This is a genomic window from Actinomadura parmotrematis, assembly GCF_019458805.1.
GTDB lineage: Bacteria > Actinomycetota > Actinomycetes > Streptosporangiales > Streptosporangiaceae > Spirillospora > Spirillospora parmotrematis.
Genome location: NZ_JAIBOA010000007.1, coordinates 299869 through 315351 on the forward strand (window position 1 = coordinate 299869; position 15483 = coordinate 315351).

General features: G+C 74.8%; 14 protein-coding genes. 8 read left to right on the plus strand and 6 right to left on the minus strand.

Annotated features, from left to right (window positions below):
- Positions 1–54 precede the first annotated feature (54 nt).
- From K1Y72_RS13715 to K1Y72_RS13725, 3 genes are all read right to left on the minus strand, one after another.
- On the minus strand, positions 55–1137 hold the full coding sequence (locus K1Y72_RS13715) for a DUF3616 domain-containing protein (RefSeq protein ID WP_220166646.1): 1083 nt from the start codon (positions 1135–1137) through the stop codon (positions 55–57).
- A 70-nt stretch (positions 1138–1207) separates the two neighbouring features.
- Positions 1208–1945 (minus strand): iron-containing redox enzyme family protein, encoded by a 738-nt coding sequence (locus K1Y72_RS13720; RefSeq protein WP_220166647.1) that lies wholly within the window; start codon positions 1943–1945, stop codon positions 1208–1210.
- Positions 1946–2153: 208 nt separating this feature from the next.
- Positions 2154–3563 (minus strand): KamA family radical SAM protein, encoded by a 1410-nt coding sequence (locus tag K1Y72_RS13725; RefSeq protein ID WP_220166648.1) that lies wholly within the window; start codon positions 3561–3563, stop codon positions 2154–2156.
- A gap of 190 nt (positions 3564–3753) precedes the next feature.
- Between K1Y72_RS13725 and kdd the strand changes: the two genes are divergently transcribed.
- Both kdd and K1Y72_RS13735 read left to right on the plus strand, forming a co-directional pair.
- Positions 3754–4806: an L-erythro-3,5-diaminohexanoate dehydrogenase gene (gene kdd, locus K1Y72_RS13730; protein WP_258572364.1), complete on the plus strand. Its 1053-nt coding sequence runs from the start codon at positions 3754–3756 to the stop codon at positions 4804–4806.
- Between the two features lie 35 nt (positions 4807–4841).
- Positions 4842–6173 (plus strand): DUF2252 domain-containing protein, encoded by a 1332-nt coding sequence (locus K1Y72_RS13735; RefSeq protein ID WP_220166649.1) that lies wholly within the window; start codon positions 4842–4844, stop codon positions 6171–6173.
- A 310-nt stretch (positions 6174–6483) separates the two neighbouring features.
- On the opposite strand, the gene K1Y72_RS13740 is transcribed toward K1Y72_RS13735, so the two are convergent.
- Positions 6484–6702, minus strand: a complete 219-nt coding sequence (locus tag K1Y72_RS13740; protein ID WP_220166650.1) for a hypothetical protein — start codon at positions 6700–6702, stop codon at positions 6484–6486.
- Between the two features lie 467 nt (positions 6703–7169).
- Positions 7170–7946 (minus strand): bestrophin-like domain, encoded by a 777-nt coding sequence (locus tag K1Y72_RS13745; RefSeq protein ID WP_258572365.1) that lies wholly within the window; start codon positions 7944–7946, stop codon positions 7170–7172.
- 243 nt (positions 7947–8189) lie between these two features.
- Here K1Y72_RS13745 and kamD point away from each other — a divergent pair, with 243 nt between their 5' ends.
- The 6 genes from kamD to K1Y72_RS13775 all read left to right on the plus strand — a co-directional run bounded on the left by kamD (position 8190) and on the right by K1Y72_RS13775 (position 14853).
- Entirely contained in the window at positions 8190–9806 is a 1617-nt protein-coding gene (gene kamD, locus K1Y72_RS13750; RefSeq protein ID WP_220166651.1) for a lysine 5,6-aminomutase subunit alpha, read from the plus strand.
- Positions 9803–10738, plus strand: a complete 936-nt coding sequence (gene kamE / locus K1Y72_RS13755; protein ID WP_220166652.1) for a lysine 5,6-aminomutase subunit beta — start codon at positions 9803–9805, stop codon at positions 10736–10738. The genes kamD and kamE overlap by 4 nt, the downstream gene beginning before the upstream one ends.
- On the plus strand, positions 10735–11121 hold the full coding sequence (gene kal, locus K1Y72_RS13760) for a 3-aminobutyryl-CoA ammonia lyase (RefSeq protein WP_220166653.1): 387 nt from the start codon (positions 10735–10737) through the stop codon (positions 11119–11121). The genes kamE and kal overlap by 4 nt, the downstream gene beginning before the upstream one ends.
- A 530-nt stretch (positions 11122–11651) precedes the next feature.
- Positions 11652–13352, plus strand: a complete 1701-nt coding sequence (gene lnt, locus K1Y72_RS13765) for an apolipoprotein N-acyltransferase (RefSeq protein WP_220166654.1) — start codon at positions 11652–11654, stop codon at positions 13350–13352.
- Between the two features lie 6 nt (positions 13353–13358).
- Positions 13359–14102 (plus strand): polyprenol monophosphomannose synthase, encoded by a 744-nt coding sequence (locus tag K1Y72_RS13770; RefSeq protein ID WP_220166655.1) that lies wholly within the window; start codon positions 13359–13361, stop codon positions 14100–14102.
- 136 nt (positions 14103–14238) lie between these two features.
- Positions 14239–14853 carry an FxsA family protein gene (locus tag K1Y72_RS13775; protein WP_220166656.1) on the plus strand — a complete coding sequence of 205 codons (615 nt, stop codon included), beginning with the start codon at positions 14239–14241 and terminating at the stop codon, positions 14851–14853.
- 232 nt (positions 14854–15085) lie between these two features.
- Here the strand turns inward: K1Y72_RS13775 and K1Y72_RS13780 are convergent, their stop codons facing one another.
- Entirely contained in the window at positions 15086–15430 is a 345-nt protein-coding gene (locus K1Y72_RS13780; RefSeq protein ID WP_220166695.1) for an RNA polymerase-binding protein RbpA, read from the minus strand.
- Between the last annotated feature and the right edge of the window lie 53 nt (positions 15431–15483).

A 15483-nucleotide genomic window follows, 5' to 3' on the forward strand; every position in this document is an offset into this window, starting at 1 on the left:
AAGCAGAACCCGCAAGCGCCCACTTATCCGGGTGCCGGTGCGCCGGGGGAGCGGTCAGAGGGGCAGGGCGACCACGTCGGCGAGCACGCCGCCCTGCTCGGTGAGCCGGTCGGGGGAGGGGCTGTCGTAGACCACCAGCAGGCGGGTGCCGGGCCGGCCGTCGTCGCCGGCCAGCAGCGCGACGCCCTCGGCGTGGTCCTCGCCGTCGCCGTGCGGCAGCTCGCCGAGGACCTGCAGCTCGGCGGCGGAGACGATGTCGGGGTAGTCGACGGCGGCCGCGCCGGGCCAGCGCACCACCCGCACCGGTCCCGACAGGCTCATGCTGGGGCCGGTGAGGACGAGCAGGTCGTCGCCGTCGGGGCACAGGTCGCGGATGCCGAGGCCGCCCAGGTCCAGGAAGTGCGTGCGGTACAGGTCGCCGCCCGCGCCGACGGGCAGCAGCCGCAGCCGTCCGCGCGCGTCCGGCTCGGGGTCGGGGCGGATCTCCACCAGCACCGCCCAGCCGCGCAGGACCGGGCCGCGCAGCCCGATGTACAGGCGGTCGCCGTGCGCGGCGATGCCCTCGACGTCCAGGCCGTTGTCCTTGCTGGGGATCGCCAGGAACGGCGCGAGGTGGGGGTCGCGGGCGAGCAGGTCGGCGATCGAGTCGCCCTTCAGGCCGAGGACGGCGGCGGTGCGGTCGCCGTCGGCGCGCACCACCTGCGGCAGCCCGTCGGCGTCCTGCACCAGCGGCAGGCGGGCGAGGATGAAGCGGTTGTCCTCGCGCACGACGGTGGCCAGCCGCTTGCGGGACTTGGCGTCGGACCGCCCCGGCTTGATCTTCTTGCGCTTGAGGCTGTGCGAGCCGATCGCCCAGAGCCAGCCGCCCGCGCGCGCCAGCCCCTCGATGTCGGCCTCCTCCTCGGGGCCGGCCGGCAGCTCGACCAGGTCGGCCAGGCGGACGGTGCGGTGCCCGTCGTAGCAGGTGACCAGGCCGCCGGGGCCGGTGACGGCGGTGAGGCGCTCGATGGTGGCGGTCTCGTCCCCGGCGACCCAGAGGCAGCGGCCGTCCTGGCGGACGGCGGACAGGTTGGTGTGCGTCCCGGCGGCGCGGCTCTCGGCCCCGAAGCGCAGCTCGACCCGGCGTTCCACGATCATGCGCAGATGTTCCCATAAGACCGGCGCGTTCCACGGCACGATCTGCCGTCGGCCGTCCGGCCGGCCCCGGTCAGGCGCTGCGCATCGCGCGGTGGACCGCGCCCCAGTAGCCGGCCGTCAGGTCCAGCACGCCCTCGAACCCGCGCCGCACCTGCGCGAAGTCGACCTCGTCGCGGCAGCGGGCGGCCGCGCCGGCGACGGCGCCGCCCCGGTCGCCGCGGGCGGTCTCGCCGAGGTGGACGTAGAAGTACTCGGCCGCGGTGTGGAAGTCGTCCTCGCCGTACAGGGGCTTGTAGTTGCGCAGCCCCTCGTACAGGCGCGCCGAGGTGGCGTGGGCGAGGCCGTCCTGCGCCAGCAGCGCGCCGGCGACGACGCGGGGGTCGGCGTCGGTGAACAGGGCGTGGCGGGCGTCGCCGAAGGCCCGCGTCTGCGGGCAGGCGCCGCCCGCCCGCAGCTCGGCGGCCGGGTAGGCGGCCTCGCGCAGCCGGGCGAGCAGCCCCGTCAGCATCCGCTCCAGCAGCACCAGGTGGGCGCGGGAGGGGTCGCCGCTGCCGTACTCGGTGTACAGGTGGCGGGCGCGTTCCAGGCGGGCGGCCGGGTCGTCGGTCTGCAGCACCGACAGGGCGATGACGACGGTGCTGTCGACGGTGCGGGCGTGGAACTCGCGGGCGAACACCTCGACCTGCCGGTAGGGGAGGGCGGCGGCCATCCAGTGCCGGAAGAAGTCGTTGTCCAGCGCGGCGTGGCGGGTCGCCGAGGCGGCGAGGGCGGCGACGGGCCCGGTGAAGTCGGCCTGCTGGACGGGCATGCGCACCCTCTCGGGCCGCCGCGCCGGGGCGTGCGGCGCGGCGATGTCAGGGATGTACGGCGGCGGGGCGGTGCAGGTGACCATGTTGCGACGCCCGCCGCGGCGGCTGCCACACATGGCCGTGACCGAACGTGGTCAACCGTGCGGGATCGGCGCCCGGGAGGGGCGGGACCGGCCCGCCCAGCCCCACCCCTCCACCCTTAATGATCTACAATGTAAAGGCGTCGGCTTCCCGCTCCCGCCACCACATCTGACCCGCCTCGGGCAGCGTGTAGATCGGGTCGTAGTACGGATAGCGCCGCTGGAGGGCGTCGGGATCGACGGCTTCCAGGCCCGTCCGGTAGTTCTTCGTCCAGGAGGACACGCCGCGCTCGCGGTCGTAGTCGGCCGGCTGGTGGACCCAGCGCTTGCCGACGTAGGGGACGTCGCAGACGATGCGCGGGGTGGCGAAGCCGGGCAGGTAGCCCATGATGGCGTGCTGGAGGTCCTGTGCCTCGTGCAGTGCGAGCCGCCAGTGCTCGGCGGCGGGGATCATGTCGCACATGTACAGGTAGTAGGGCATGATGCCGGCTTCGTCGAGCAGGGCGAACGACAGGTCGAGCAGGGCTTCGGGGGTGTCGTTGACGCCGCGCAGCAGGACGCCCTGGTTGCGGACGTCGCGGATGCCGGTGTCCAGCAGGGCGCGGGCGGCGCGGGCGACCAGCGGGGTGACCGAGCGGGCGGCGTTGACGTGGGTGTGCACGGCGATCTGGACGCCGCGGGCGGCGGCCTTGGCGGCGAGGCGCTCCATGCCGGCGCGGACCTCGTCCTGCAGCCAGTGCTGGGGGAGGCCCATGAGGGCCTTGGAGGCCAGGCGGACGTCGCGGATGTTGTCGATGTCGAGCAGGGCGTCCAGGAAGGACTCCAGGCGCGGCCAGGGCAGGTTGGCGACGTCGCCGCCGGAGACGACGACGTCGCGGACGCCGGGGGTGGCGCGCAGGTAGTCGAGCATGGCGGCGTGGCGGTCGGGGGGTTTGAGGGTGAAGCGGTGCTTGTCGACGGCGGGGGTGGAGTTGCCGACCAGGTCCATGCGGGTGCAGTGGCCGCAGTACTGGGGGCAGGTGGACAGCAGTTCGGCCAGGACCTTGGTGGGGTAGCGGTGGGTGAGGCCCTGGACGGTCCACATCTCGGCCTCGTGCAGGGAGTCGCGGGCGGCGCGGGGGTGGGAGGGCCAGTCGGTGCGGCGGTCGGAGGCGACGGGGAGCATGTAGCGGCGGACGGGGTCGGCGTAGAACGCCTCGGTGGAGGAGGTGTCCATGGTGTTGAGCATCTGCGGGGGCAGCAGCATGGACATGGTGGCGTGCTCGGCCTGGTCGCGCTGCAGGTCGGTGTAGAAGCGGTCGTCGACGAGGTCGCCGAGGACGGCGCGCAGCTGGCGGGTGTTCTTCAGGCAGTGGGCGCGCTGCCATTGGGCCGATTCCCATTCGGCGGTGGTGACGTCGCGCCAGCCGGGGAGGCGGCGGTGGTCGGGTTCGTGCAGGGGGCGGCGGCGGTAGGCGTAGGGCTGCCGGGCGGGGTCGTCGGCAGGGGTGGGGGAGGACCCGGCGGGGCCGGTGTCCGGGTGCAGGGCGGTGGTCATCGTCGACCCCTTCCTCGCGGTGCGGCACGTGCGGCGGTGGTTGCTGCTGGTTGCTGGTGGTGGTGGACGGCTGGTGGCCGCAAAAGTCTTGTGTCAGGCTGACGTTACGGGAAGACTTCCGGTTCAACCAGAGTTGACCGGGACGATTTACGTCCCCGAGGGGGGACGAAGGGCGCGGGACGGGACGCAGATGATCGATCGACACGTGGGACCGGCCGGCCGCGCCGTGGGGCTGCACCGGGTGCTGGAGCCGACGGGCGTGCTGCCGCAGGCGGCGCTGCGGCTGGACGCCTCGCCGGAGATCGGGCCCGACGAGGTGCGGGTGGGGGTGGAGCGGCTGAACCTGGACGCGGCGTCCTTCCGGCAGCTGCGCACCGCGCACGGCGGCGACGGCGACGCGGTCCGCGCCGCCGTCCTGGAGATCGTCGGGACGCGCGGCAAGATGCAGAACCCCGTCACCGGGTCGGGCGGGATGCTGGTGGGGACGGTGCAGGAGGTCGGGGCGGAGTCCCCGCTCGGCCTGGCGCCCGGCGACCGGGTCGCGACGCTGGTGTCGCTGACCCTGACCCCGCTGGCGGTGACCGACGGGCTGGCGTCGTGGGACGGGCGCTCGGAGCAGGTCCCCGCGCGGGGTCATGCGATCCTGTTCGCCCGCTCGATCGTGGCGGTGCTGCCCGACGACCTGCCGGTGCCGCTGGCGCTGGCGGTCATGGACGTGTGCGGCGCGCCCGCCCTCACCCACCGGGTGGTGGCGGCGCGGCCGGGGGCGTCGGTGGCGGTGCTGGGCGCGGCGGGCAAGAGCGGGTCGCTGGCGCTGGCGGCGGCACGCCGCGCGGGCGCCTCGCGCCTGGTCGGGCTCGTGCCGACCGCCGCGGAGGAGGAGCGGCTGCGGGCGGCGGGCCTGGCCGGGGAGGTGGTGCGCGCCGACGCGCGCGATCCGGTCGCGGTCGCGGCGGCCGTCGGCGACCCGGTGGACGTCACGGTGGTCTGCGTGGACGTGCCGGGCTGCGAGCACGGCGCGATCTTGTCGACGGCGCCGGGCGGCACGGTGGTGTTCTTCTCGATGGCGACGTCGTTCCCGGCGGCCGCGCTCGGCGCCGAGGGGCTGGCCGCCGACGTGACGATGCTCATCGGCAACGGTTATGTGCCCGGTCACGCGAGCATGGCGCTTGACCTGTTGCGGAACGAACCGGGTGTACGCGCGTCGTTCACCGCACGGACGGGCGGCGATTCGGCACAATAGCGCGCACAGCCCCCCTTCCTGCGAGGAGAACGCCGATGGCCGGCATCACCGAGACCCTGCGCGCCCGCGACCCCGAGGAGCGCAAGAGCCAGATCGTGGGGGTGCTGGTGGAGACGTTCGCGGGCCTGATGGAGCGCAGCCCGGCCGAGTTCCGGCGCCGGTTCCGCAAGATGGCCTCCGACCCGTTCGCCTTCTACCGGGGCAGCGCGTGCCTGTTCTACGCCGACGTCGTCGACGACGAGGACCGCTGGGCCGACGAGCGGACCGGCCGGGTGTGGATCCAGGGCGACCTGCACGCGCAGAACTTCGGCACCTACCTCAACGCCGACGGGGTGTTCGTCTTCGACGTCAACGACTTCGACGAGGCCTACGTCGGGCACTTCACCTGGGACGTCAAGCGGCTGGTGGCGAGCCTGGCGCTGCTGGCGTGGGGCAAGGCGGTGTCGGACGCCGACATCCGCCGCCTGATCGAGACCTACGTGCGCGCCTACGTCGACCAGGTCCGCCACTACGCCACCCACGCCGACGACTACTCCTTCGCGCTCACCCTGGACAACACCGACGGCTACGTCCGCGACGTGCTGGTGCGGGCGCTGTCGTCGGCGCGCGTCCAGCTGCTGGACGGGATGACGCTGGTGGAGGAGAGCGAGCGGCGGTTCAAGCACGGGGCGGGGGTGCGGCGGCTGGACGAGGCCGAGCGCGCCAAGGTCGAGAAGGCCTACCAGGCGTACCTGGCGACGATCCCGAGCGAGAAGCGGTTCGGCAGCCTCACCTACGACATCAAGGACATCGTGGGCTCGTCGGGGTTCGGGATCGGGTCGGCGGGCCTGTCGGCGTACAACATCCTGGTGGAGGGCCGCACGCAGGCGCTGGAGAACGACGTCATCCTGTCGATGAAGCAGGGCAACGTCGCCGCGCCGAGCCGGGTCGTCGACGACGAGCGCATCCGCGCCTACTTCCAGCACGAGGGGCACCGCACGGCGGTGTCGCGGCGCGCCCTGCAGGCCAACACCGACCCGTGGCTGGGGTACACCGAGATCGACGGCGTCGGCTACGTGGTGCAGGAGCTGTCGCCCTACGAGGCCGACCTGGACTGGGGCGGGCTGATCGAGCCGGCGGACATGCTGTCGGTGCTGGACGACCTGGGCCGCGCCACCGCCAAGATCCACTGCGTGTCGGACTTCGACTCCGACCACACCCTGGTCGGCTTCCAGGTCGAGGACGCCATCAACGGCGTCATCGGCGACCGCGAGGACGCCTTCGTCGCCGACATGGTCGCCTTCGGCACCGAGTACGCCGTCATCGTCCGCGACGACCACCGCCTGTTCGTCGACGCCTTCCGCAACGGCGAGATCCCGGGCCTGTAGCGGCGGCGGGGGCAGCCACCTTCATCGCGGTGGAGGGGGCGAGGGCCGCCGCGGCGGTCCTCGCCGCGCCGGCGGTCGTGCGGATCACCGGCATGCGGGCGGCGGGCCACCACCCACTGGCTGTTGGCCGCCGAGCCGGCCGCGCGCTACCCGGCGCCGACCTCGGCGTCGCCGCCCTGGCCGGTCACGTCGGGGTCAGCGCGCGCCGGCTCACCCGGCCGTTCCGCGCGCATCTGGCCGAGCCGCCCGGCGCGGCGGTGCGGCGCACGCGCGTGGAGGTCGCCCCCGGGCGGCCGGGGACGCGGCGGGGTCAGCGGGCGAAGGCCAGGGCGGTGCCGGCGCTGATGACGGCGGCCAGCACGACGATCACCAGCGGGGTGGCGAGCGGCGACGGCCGCCGGTGCCGGGGCTTCAGCAGCGACGTGGGCCGGCGGTGCGCGGCCGCCAGGGTCGGCTTGGGGGGACGCGGCGCGGGCGCGGCGATGTCGGGTGCCGGGAGGTCGGGCGCGGGGATGCGCGGCACCGGCACCGGCGCAGCGGCGGGCGCGGGCGGTGCCGCGGGCGGTGCGGGGGCCGGTGCGGCCGCGGGGGGCGCCGGCGTGGGCGTCCTCCTGACCTCGGGCTTGGGTGTGGGTGTGGGCGCGGGGGCCGGGGTGGTCGGTTGCGGCCGAGGGGGCGCTGGCGTGGGCGTGGCGGGGGGCGGTGCGACCGGTGCCACCGGCGTCGGGGTCGGCGGGGGAAGCGGCGGGGGCGTCGGCGTCGGGGGCACGGGGACCGGGGCGGGCGGCGGCGCGGGGGCGTGCGAGCAGCCCGCGCCCGATCCGACGTTGACGTGGACGTCGTCGTGGACGTGGACCGTGACCGAGCCGCCCACGCACACCAGCACCTCGCCCGATCCCGACCCGGGCCCGGGGGGCGGCGCCGCCGACGCCGTCAGCGGCAGCAGCGACGCCGCGGCGAGCGCGGCCGGGATCATGGCCAGCAGGCGGCGCACGCTCAGCCCCCCGCGGCGACGCGCTGCAGCTCGGCCAGGGCGGCGGCGTAGGCGTCGGGGCCGACGGCGAGCGCGCCGGAGAACACGTGCTGGATGTCGAAGCACAGCCATACCCCCAGGCCGAGCAGGGCCGCCATGAGGAACAGCGGCACGAGCGCCATGCCGCGGGGGCGCGCGCCGGCCAGGTAGGGCAGCACCATGACCAGCAGGCCGGTGAGGACGGTGATGGCCAGCAGTCCCGGCGGCGGCGCGGAGGTGGCGTCCATGGCGCGCTGCTGGCGGGCGGTGGCGATCTCGGTGAGGTGGTCCAGCAGCGCGGTGCGGGCGTCCTGCGGCTCGTCGTCGGTGGTCTTCAGGGCGGTGACGTCGCGGCGCAGCCGGTCCAGGCGCGCCCAGCCGTCGGCCGACAGGCGGCCCTTGCGCATGTCGGCCCACTCGCTGTCGTGGACGAAGCGCGCGTAGTCGGTGAGCGCGGCCTGCACGGGGCGGCCCTGGCCGGCCGGCAGCCGGGCGGCCGACCAGTACGCCTCCACGATCGCCTGGCCCTCGACGTTGGTGTTCATGCGGGCCGCGTCCGCCGACGTCCACGGCACCACGATGGCGATGGCGAACGCCAGCAGGAACAGGGCCGACAGCATCGCGCCGGCGTGGCTGTTGGTGGGGCCGTCGGGCTCGGCGTCCTCGGCGGCGTGCCTGGCGCGCTTGACGAGCCGGCTCGCGATGAAGACGATCGCCACCGCGCAGGCCGCGGCGAGCAGGTAGGCGGGCATGACCCTCATTTCGCAGATCGTGGCGCCGGTCAGGGCGCGGGGCGGGCGGCACGTGGCCCGCTACTTGCAGTGAGTATAAGTTCACGATCAGTAGGGGGTCATGATTTTGCCCAGGCCGGGGCCGGGGATTGCCCGCCCTCGACCCCGCGAAGATGTTCTTGCGTCGAGGCCGGTCGATACCGCAGGATCTCCCGTATGGATCGCGTCAATACGGACGATTGTTCGTCACGGGCGCGCGGGAGGGAGACGGCAATGGCGCCGGAAGGAAAACTCGACCTCGATCCCGAGGTGGTGCGCACGGCCCGCCGGCTGGCCGCGCGCGCCGCCGAGCCCGTCATCGCGATGGCGCGCACCCACACCACGGTGTCGGTCGAGCGCGCGCTGCTGCGGCTGGCCGGGCTGGCCGGCGCCGACGCCGGGGGCCGCCCGTGGGTCAACCACCTGGCCGACGCGGTGCGCGACCAGGTGGGCCTGGAGCACGGCGTCGCGCTGCCGGTCTGGGACGCGCTGCGCACCGGCCCGCACCGCGACCTGGCCGACCTGGCCCGCGCCGCCGCCCGCGGCACCGCCCGCTTCCGCCTGCCGGCCGGCGACGACGCGGCCGCCGCCCGCGAGGCGTCGGGCCTGGCCGCCCGCGCCGGCATCGCCCGCATCGACCACCGCCGCGCCGAGCGCGCGCGGATGCTGCGCGAGGTCGGCGACCCGCCCCGCCCGCTCATCTACCTGATCGTGGCGACCGGCGACATCTTCGAGGACATCCCGCAGGCCCAGGCCGCCGCCCGCGAGGGCGCCGACGTCGTCGCGGTGATCCGCTCCACCGGGCAGTCGCTGCTGGACTTCGTCCCCGAGGGCGCCACCCGCGAGGGCTACGCCGGCACCTACGCCACCCAGGAGAACTTCCGCCTCATGCGCGCCGCCCTGGACGAGGTGTCGCGCGAGCTCGGCCGGTACGTGCGGCTCACCAACTACGCCTCGGGCCTCTGCATGCCCGAGATCGCGGCGCTGGCCGGGCTGGAGCGCCTGGACATGATGCTCAACGACTGCATGTACGGCATCATCTTCCGCGACATCAACCCCCGCCGCACCTTCATCGACCAGCGCTTCTCCCGGCAGGTCCACGCCCGCGCCGGCATCGTCGTCAACACCGGCGAGGACAACTACCTCACCACCGCCGACGCCGTGGACGCCGCGCACACCGTCGTGGTCAGCCAGCTGCTCAACGAGCGGTTCGGGCACGAGGCGGGCCTGCGCGACGACCAGCTCGGCCTCGGCCACGCCTTCGAGATCGACCCGGCGGTGCCCTCCTCCTTCCGGCTGGAGCTCGCCCACGCCCAGCTCGTGCGCGAGCTGTTCCCCGGCGCGCCGCTGAAGTACATGCCGCCGACCAAGCACATGAGCGGCAACATCTTCGCCGGCTACCTGCTGGACGCCTTCTTCAACCTGGCGGGCGTGCTCACCGACCAGTCGATCATCCTGATCGGGATGATGACCGAGGGCATCCACACCCCGTGGCTGTCGGACCGCGACCTGGCGCTGGAGAACGTGCGCTACGTCCGCGACGCCTGCGGCGACCTGGCCGAGGACTTCGTCCCGCGCCCCGGCGGGTTCGTCCAGCAGCGCGCCCGCCGCGTGCTGTCGGAGGCGGTGCAGCTGCTGGAGCGCGTCGAGCGCGACGGGCTGCTCACCGCGATCGCCGAGGGCACCTTCGGCGTCACCCGCCGCCCCGCCGACGGCGGCAAGGGCCTGGAGGGCGTCGTGGAGCGCGCCCCCGGCTACCACAACCCCGCGATCGCGATCCTGGACGCCGAGGACCCGCACGCCGCGTCCACCGAACCGGCCGGGCAGGCCGGACAGGAGGTGCCCGCATGAGCGCCCACGACCCCGCCGGCCCCGCCGCCGCTTCCGCCGCCGTGGGGACGGAGGCCCGCGCGCCGGCCGAGCCCGCCGACACCCGCCAGGTCATCCGCCCCTACGGCGACACCACCGGCGACGGGCTGGTGCAGATGTCGTTCACCCTGCCGGTGCCCTTCGGGCGCCGCGCCGAGGCCGCCGCGCTGCAGCTGGCGGGCAAGATGGGCCTGGACCCCGCCAGCGTCGTGCACGCCAAGGCGATGGGCCCCGACTTCACCTTCTTCATCGTCTACGGCCGCACCGGGCACCTCATCGACTACGCCTCCATCCCCGCCCCGCCCGGACGCGAGTACCCGCTGCTGGGCGCCGCCGAGGTGAACCGGGCGGTGCGCGCCGGGCTGAACCGGCGGCTGGTCGTCGTCGGCGCCTGCATCGGCACCGACGCCCACACCGTCGGCATCGACGCGATCCTCAACGTCAAGGGCTTCGCCGGGGAGAAGGGCCTGGAGTACTACCGGGAGATCCAGGTGGTGAACATGGGCGCCCAGGTCACCGTCGAGGAGCTGGTGGCGCGCGCCAAGCAGGCGGGCGCCGACGCGGTGCTGGTCTCCCAGGTCGTCACCCAGCGCAACGCCCACCTGCACAACACCAAGCAGATGGCGGCGGCCTTCCACGCCGAGTACCCCACCGCCGTCGCCGCCGGCATGGGCCGCCCGCTGCTGGTGGTGGGGGGCCCGCGCTTCGACACCGTCACCCCCGCCGACCTCGGCGTGGACCGCGTCTTCGGCAAGGGCACCACGCCCGCCGAGGTCGCCTCCTACCTGGTGCACGCCCTGGTCCCGGGCCGGGCGGCCGCCGGCACCGCCGCCGAGGACGGCACCGACGGCACCGACGGCACCGACGGCACCGACGGCACCGACGGCACCGATCTCGAAGGCGAGGACCTGTGAGCACCGACCCGCGCGAGGGCCTGACCGTCACCCACCGCCGCTACGTCCCCTACGCCCACGCCCACTACGCCGGCGACCTGGTCGACGGCGCCTACACCCTGGGGCTGTTCGGGGACGTGGCGACCGAGGTGTGCATCCGCGCCGACGGCGACGAGGGGCTGTTCGCCGGCTACCAGGACGTGATCTTCCATGCGCCGGTGCGGGCCGGGGACGTGCTGGAGGCCAGCGCGACCGTCACCCGCGTCGGCCGCCGCAGCCGCACCCTGGCGCTGGAGGCGCGGGTGGTGTGCCGGGGCCGCCCCGACCGGGGGCCGTCGGCGGCCGAGGCGCTGGCCGAGCCGATCGTGGTCGTCACCGCGACCGGAACCGTCGTGGTGCCCTGACCCGGGTGCGCCGACCAGCGCGAACACGGTGTCGTCGCAGTCCAGACGGCGGTTGACAAGGGCCCGGAAGTGGGTAGTTTTGCTGCAGTCCAGCACGGGACTCACCGATCGGCCGCTCACGGCGCCGCCGGATACCGCGCCAGGACGGGGCCGCGCGCGGAGCGCACGCGCGGAACGTCCATGCCAGGTGCGGGCACCGCGGCCGCGTCAGGGTGGAGCCGCCCGATCGGGCGGGGGGTTGGACCAGGGGAGGCCCCGGCATCCAGGAGAAAACGGAGCACCGTTCCCACCGCCTGTGGGACGACTCCGGCCCGATGGTTGCCGCGGGCCTTTTCCCGTGCCCGCACCCTTGCGCGCCCCCGGCGCGTCCCGGCGGCCCGCGGCGCGAGCCCGCGGGGCGATCGTGATCGGCCCCCGGTCGTGATCGTGGCCGCGGACCGGTAGCGTTCCAGGTGACGACTCTTCCGCGCGGGCCGAGCGGCCGGCGCGTCCGGGCGCGGCAGCGGGCCCGGCACATCCCGACAGGAGCCATGGTGGCGCAGGAGACCCTCTCCGGGCGGCAGCCCGAGTCGCCGCCCGCCCCGGGGCCCGGGGTGGGCCGGGCGGCGGTCCTGCGGCGCGGCGGCCGCGCGGGCTGGCCGCGCACGCTGCTGGCGGTGGCCGCCGGGCCGCTCATGTGGGCGGCGTTCCCGCCCCAGGACCTCACGCCGCTCGCCCCGGTCGGGGTGGCGATGCTGGCGGCCGCCCTGTACGGGCAGCGCGCCCGCACCGGCGCCTGGCTCGGGCTGCTGGCGGGGCTGGCGTTCTTCCTGCCGGTCCTGACCGGCATCGCCAGGATCGGCCCGGACGCCTGGGCCGGGCTGTCGCTGGTGGAGGCGCTGTACTGGCTGCCGCTCGGCGCGCTCGGCGCGCTGGTGACGCGGCTGCGGGGCTGGCCGGTGTGGTCGGCGGCGCTGTGGGTGGCCGACGAGGCGCTGCGCGGCCGCGCGCCCTTCGGCGGCTTCCCGTGGGCGCGGCTGGCCTTCAGCCAGACCGCGACCCCCCTGACCCCCTACGCCGCGCTCGGCGGCGCGCCCCTGGTGACGTTCGTGACCGCCCTGATCGGCGGCCTGCTCGCCTACGCGGCGCTGGCGGTCGCGGCCGCACTGCGCACCCACCGCGCGAGCGCCACCGCCGCCCCTGAGGAAGGCTCCGCCGGTCCTGAGGAGAGCCCCGCCGGCGGCGGGGCGCGCGTCCTGGTGCGGGCGGTGTGGCGGGCGGTGTGGCGGCCGGTGGCCGTCGCGGCCGCCGGGGGCGCCCTGCTGGTGGGCGGCGGCCTGGCGATCCCGGTCCCCACCGGCGGCCGGCCGGTGACCGTGGCGGTCGTGCAGGGCAACGTGCCGCGCCTCGGCCTGGACTTCCTCGGCCAGCGCCGCGCCGTCCTGGACAACCACGTGAGCGCCACCCGCCGCCTGGCCGCGCAGGTGCGGGCGGGCACCGTCGCGCGGCCCGAGCTGGTGGTGTGGCCGGAGAACGCCAGCGACCTGGACCCCTACCGCGAGGCCGACGCCTACGCCGCCATCGACGGCGCGGTCAAGGACATCGGCGTTCCGGTGCTGGTCGGCGCGCTGGTCGACACCCCCGACGGGACGAAGGTGGAGAACCGCGGGATCGTGTGGGATCCGCGCACCGGACCGGGGAACTACTACGTCAAGCGCCATCCCGTCCCGTTCGGCGAGTACGTCCCGTTCCGCGAGGTCCTCACCAAGATGATCAAGAGGTTCGAGCTGGTGCCGCGCGACTTCGCCAAGGGCACCCGCTCGGGCGTCATGCGCCTGGGGCCGGTGGACATCGGCGACGTGATCTGCTTCGAGGTCGCCTACGACCAGGAGGTCCGCGACGTGGCGCGCGGGAACGTCCTGGTCGTGCAGACCAACAACGCCACCTACGGCAGGACCACCCTGCCGCCGCAGCAGATCGCGATGTCGCGGCTGCGGGCGGTCGAGCACGGCCGTACGATCTTGGTGGCCGCCACGAGCGGGATCAGCGCGATCGTGGCGCCCGACGGCCGTATGATCCACCGCTCCCGCGAGTTCGTGCCGGACGTCGCGGTGGCGGGCGTCGCCGCGCGCACCGGGCGCACGGTCGCCGACCGGGCCGGGGCGGGGCCGGAGTGGGCGCTGACCGCGCTCGGCCTCGGGGCGGCGGCGGCCGCCGGGGTACTTGGACGCAGGAAGAACGAGGGGAACTGAGCAGCGATGGAGATTCCGGCCGGCCTCGGGCGGGTGCTCGTGATCGTCCCGACCTACAACGAGCGGGAGAACATCGAGCGGATCACCGGGCGGGTGCGGGCCGCGGTGCCGGCCGCCGACATGCTGATCGTCGATGACGGCAGCCCGGACGGCACCGGCGAGCTGGCCGACGCGATGGCCGCCGCCGACCCCGGGATCAAGGTGCTGCACCGCACCGCCAAGGACGGCCTGGGCGCCGCCTACATCGCCGGTTTCACCTGGGCGGCCGAGCAGGGCTACGACGTCATGGTGGAGATGGACGCCGACGGCTCCCACCAGCCCGAGGAGCTGCCGACGCTGCTGGCCGCGCTGGTGGACGCCGACCTGGTGATCGGCGCCCGGTACGTGCCCGGCGGCAAGGTCGTCAACTGGCCCAAGCGGCGCGAGGCCCTGTCGCGCGGCGCCAACACCTACGCGCGCGTGATGCTGGGCGTGGACCTGCACGACCTGACCGCGGGCTACCGGGCGTTCCGCGCCGCGACGCTGGAGAAGATCGGCCTGGACGAGGTGGTGTCGCGCGGCTACATCTTCCAGATCGACATGGCGCTGCGGGCGCTGCGCCAGGGCCTGAAGGTGGTGGAGGTGCCGATCACCTTCATCGAGCGCGAGCACGGCACGAGCAAGATGAGCGGCGACATCATGGGCGAGGCGATGCTGCGGCTGACGCAGTGGGGCGTCACCGAGCGCACCCGCAAGCTCCGCAACCCCTGACCGCCGCGCCGTCCCGGGGTCCCGTCCCGGCCGGCGGGCGGTGGTGATCGCGGTGGGCTGAACGCGGGCGGAAACGATCGCGGGGCCCGCGGCGTTGGCAGGGGTGTAGGCATCCGATCGACCCGAAACTGGAGTCATGCGCCGCGTACTGGTCCCCGCCCTGCTGCTGGTCCCCGTCCTGGAGATTGCGACGATCATCTGGGTGGGGTCGCTGATCGGGGCCGGGTGGACGTTCCTGCTGCTGCTGGCGGGGGCCGCGCTCGGCGGCTGGCTGGTGCAGCGGGAGGGCCGCCGCGCGTGGGGCGAGCTGACCGCCGCGCTCGGCGGGACGGCCGCGGCGGGGGCGCCGCCGGCCGCGCCGGGCATCGAGGGGCGCCGGGGCCGCGGGGGCCGCTCGGGCCGGAACGGCCGCGAGGGGCTGGACACGGCGCTGGTGATGGCAGGGGCGCTGCTGCTGATGATGCCGGGCTTCCTCACCGACGTCGCGGCCCTGGTGCTGCTGCTGCCGTTCACGCGCCCGCCGATGCGGCGCGCGCTCGGCCGCTACGCCGCGCGGCGCGTGCGCGAGGCCGAGGAGCAGCTGTTCACCCCGCTCGGCTCGGCGCCCGGGGGCATGCCGGGCGGGATGCCGGGTGGTGTGCCGGGGGCGGGGTTCCCGTTCGGGGGAGCGGCGCGCCGGCCCGAGCAGGGGCAGCGTCCCAGCGGCCCGGTGGTGCAGGGCGAGGTCCTTCACGACGACGACCGCCCCTGACACCCGCGCAGGACCCGGCGATCGACGCCAAGAGCCCGCCACCACCGGACGGTGGTGGCGGGCTCTTGGCTTCCCGCGTTCGCGCGTTGCGGATCCGTGCCGTGCGGCCGGTGGCCGGTCAGGGGCGGGAAAAGGACCGGACCCGCGCCGTCCGGTGATGGCGGTGCGGGTCCGGTCCGATCGCGTCGTGCGGTTTGTTCGCTTCCCTGGGCTGCTCGGGGTCCTGCGGGGCTCAGGCGCTCTTGCGGCGCCCGGCGCGCAGGATGGCCAGCCGTTCGGCGAGGACCTCCTCCAGGTCCTCCATGGTCCGGCGCTCCATGAGCATGTCCCAGTGGGTGCGGGCGGGCTTGCTCTTCTTGGTCTGCGGCAGTTCCCCGTCGACCCGCAGGGCGGTGGCGCCGCAGCTGCGGCATTCCCAGGTCACGGGCACCTCGGCCTCGGCGGCGAGCGTCACGGTGAACCGGTGGCCCTTGCCGCAGGTGTAGTCCACCTCTTGGCGCGGGGCCAGATCGGTGTTGCGATCGTTCTCGTAGCTCGTCGCTCCGAGCCGGGTGCCGCGAAGTGCGCGCTCGGCCATCGTCACGTGCCTCCCTGACGACTTGCGGTGATGTCCATCCCAACGCTGGACAC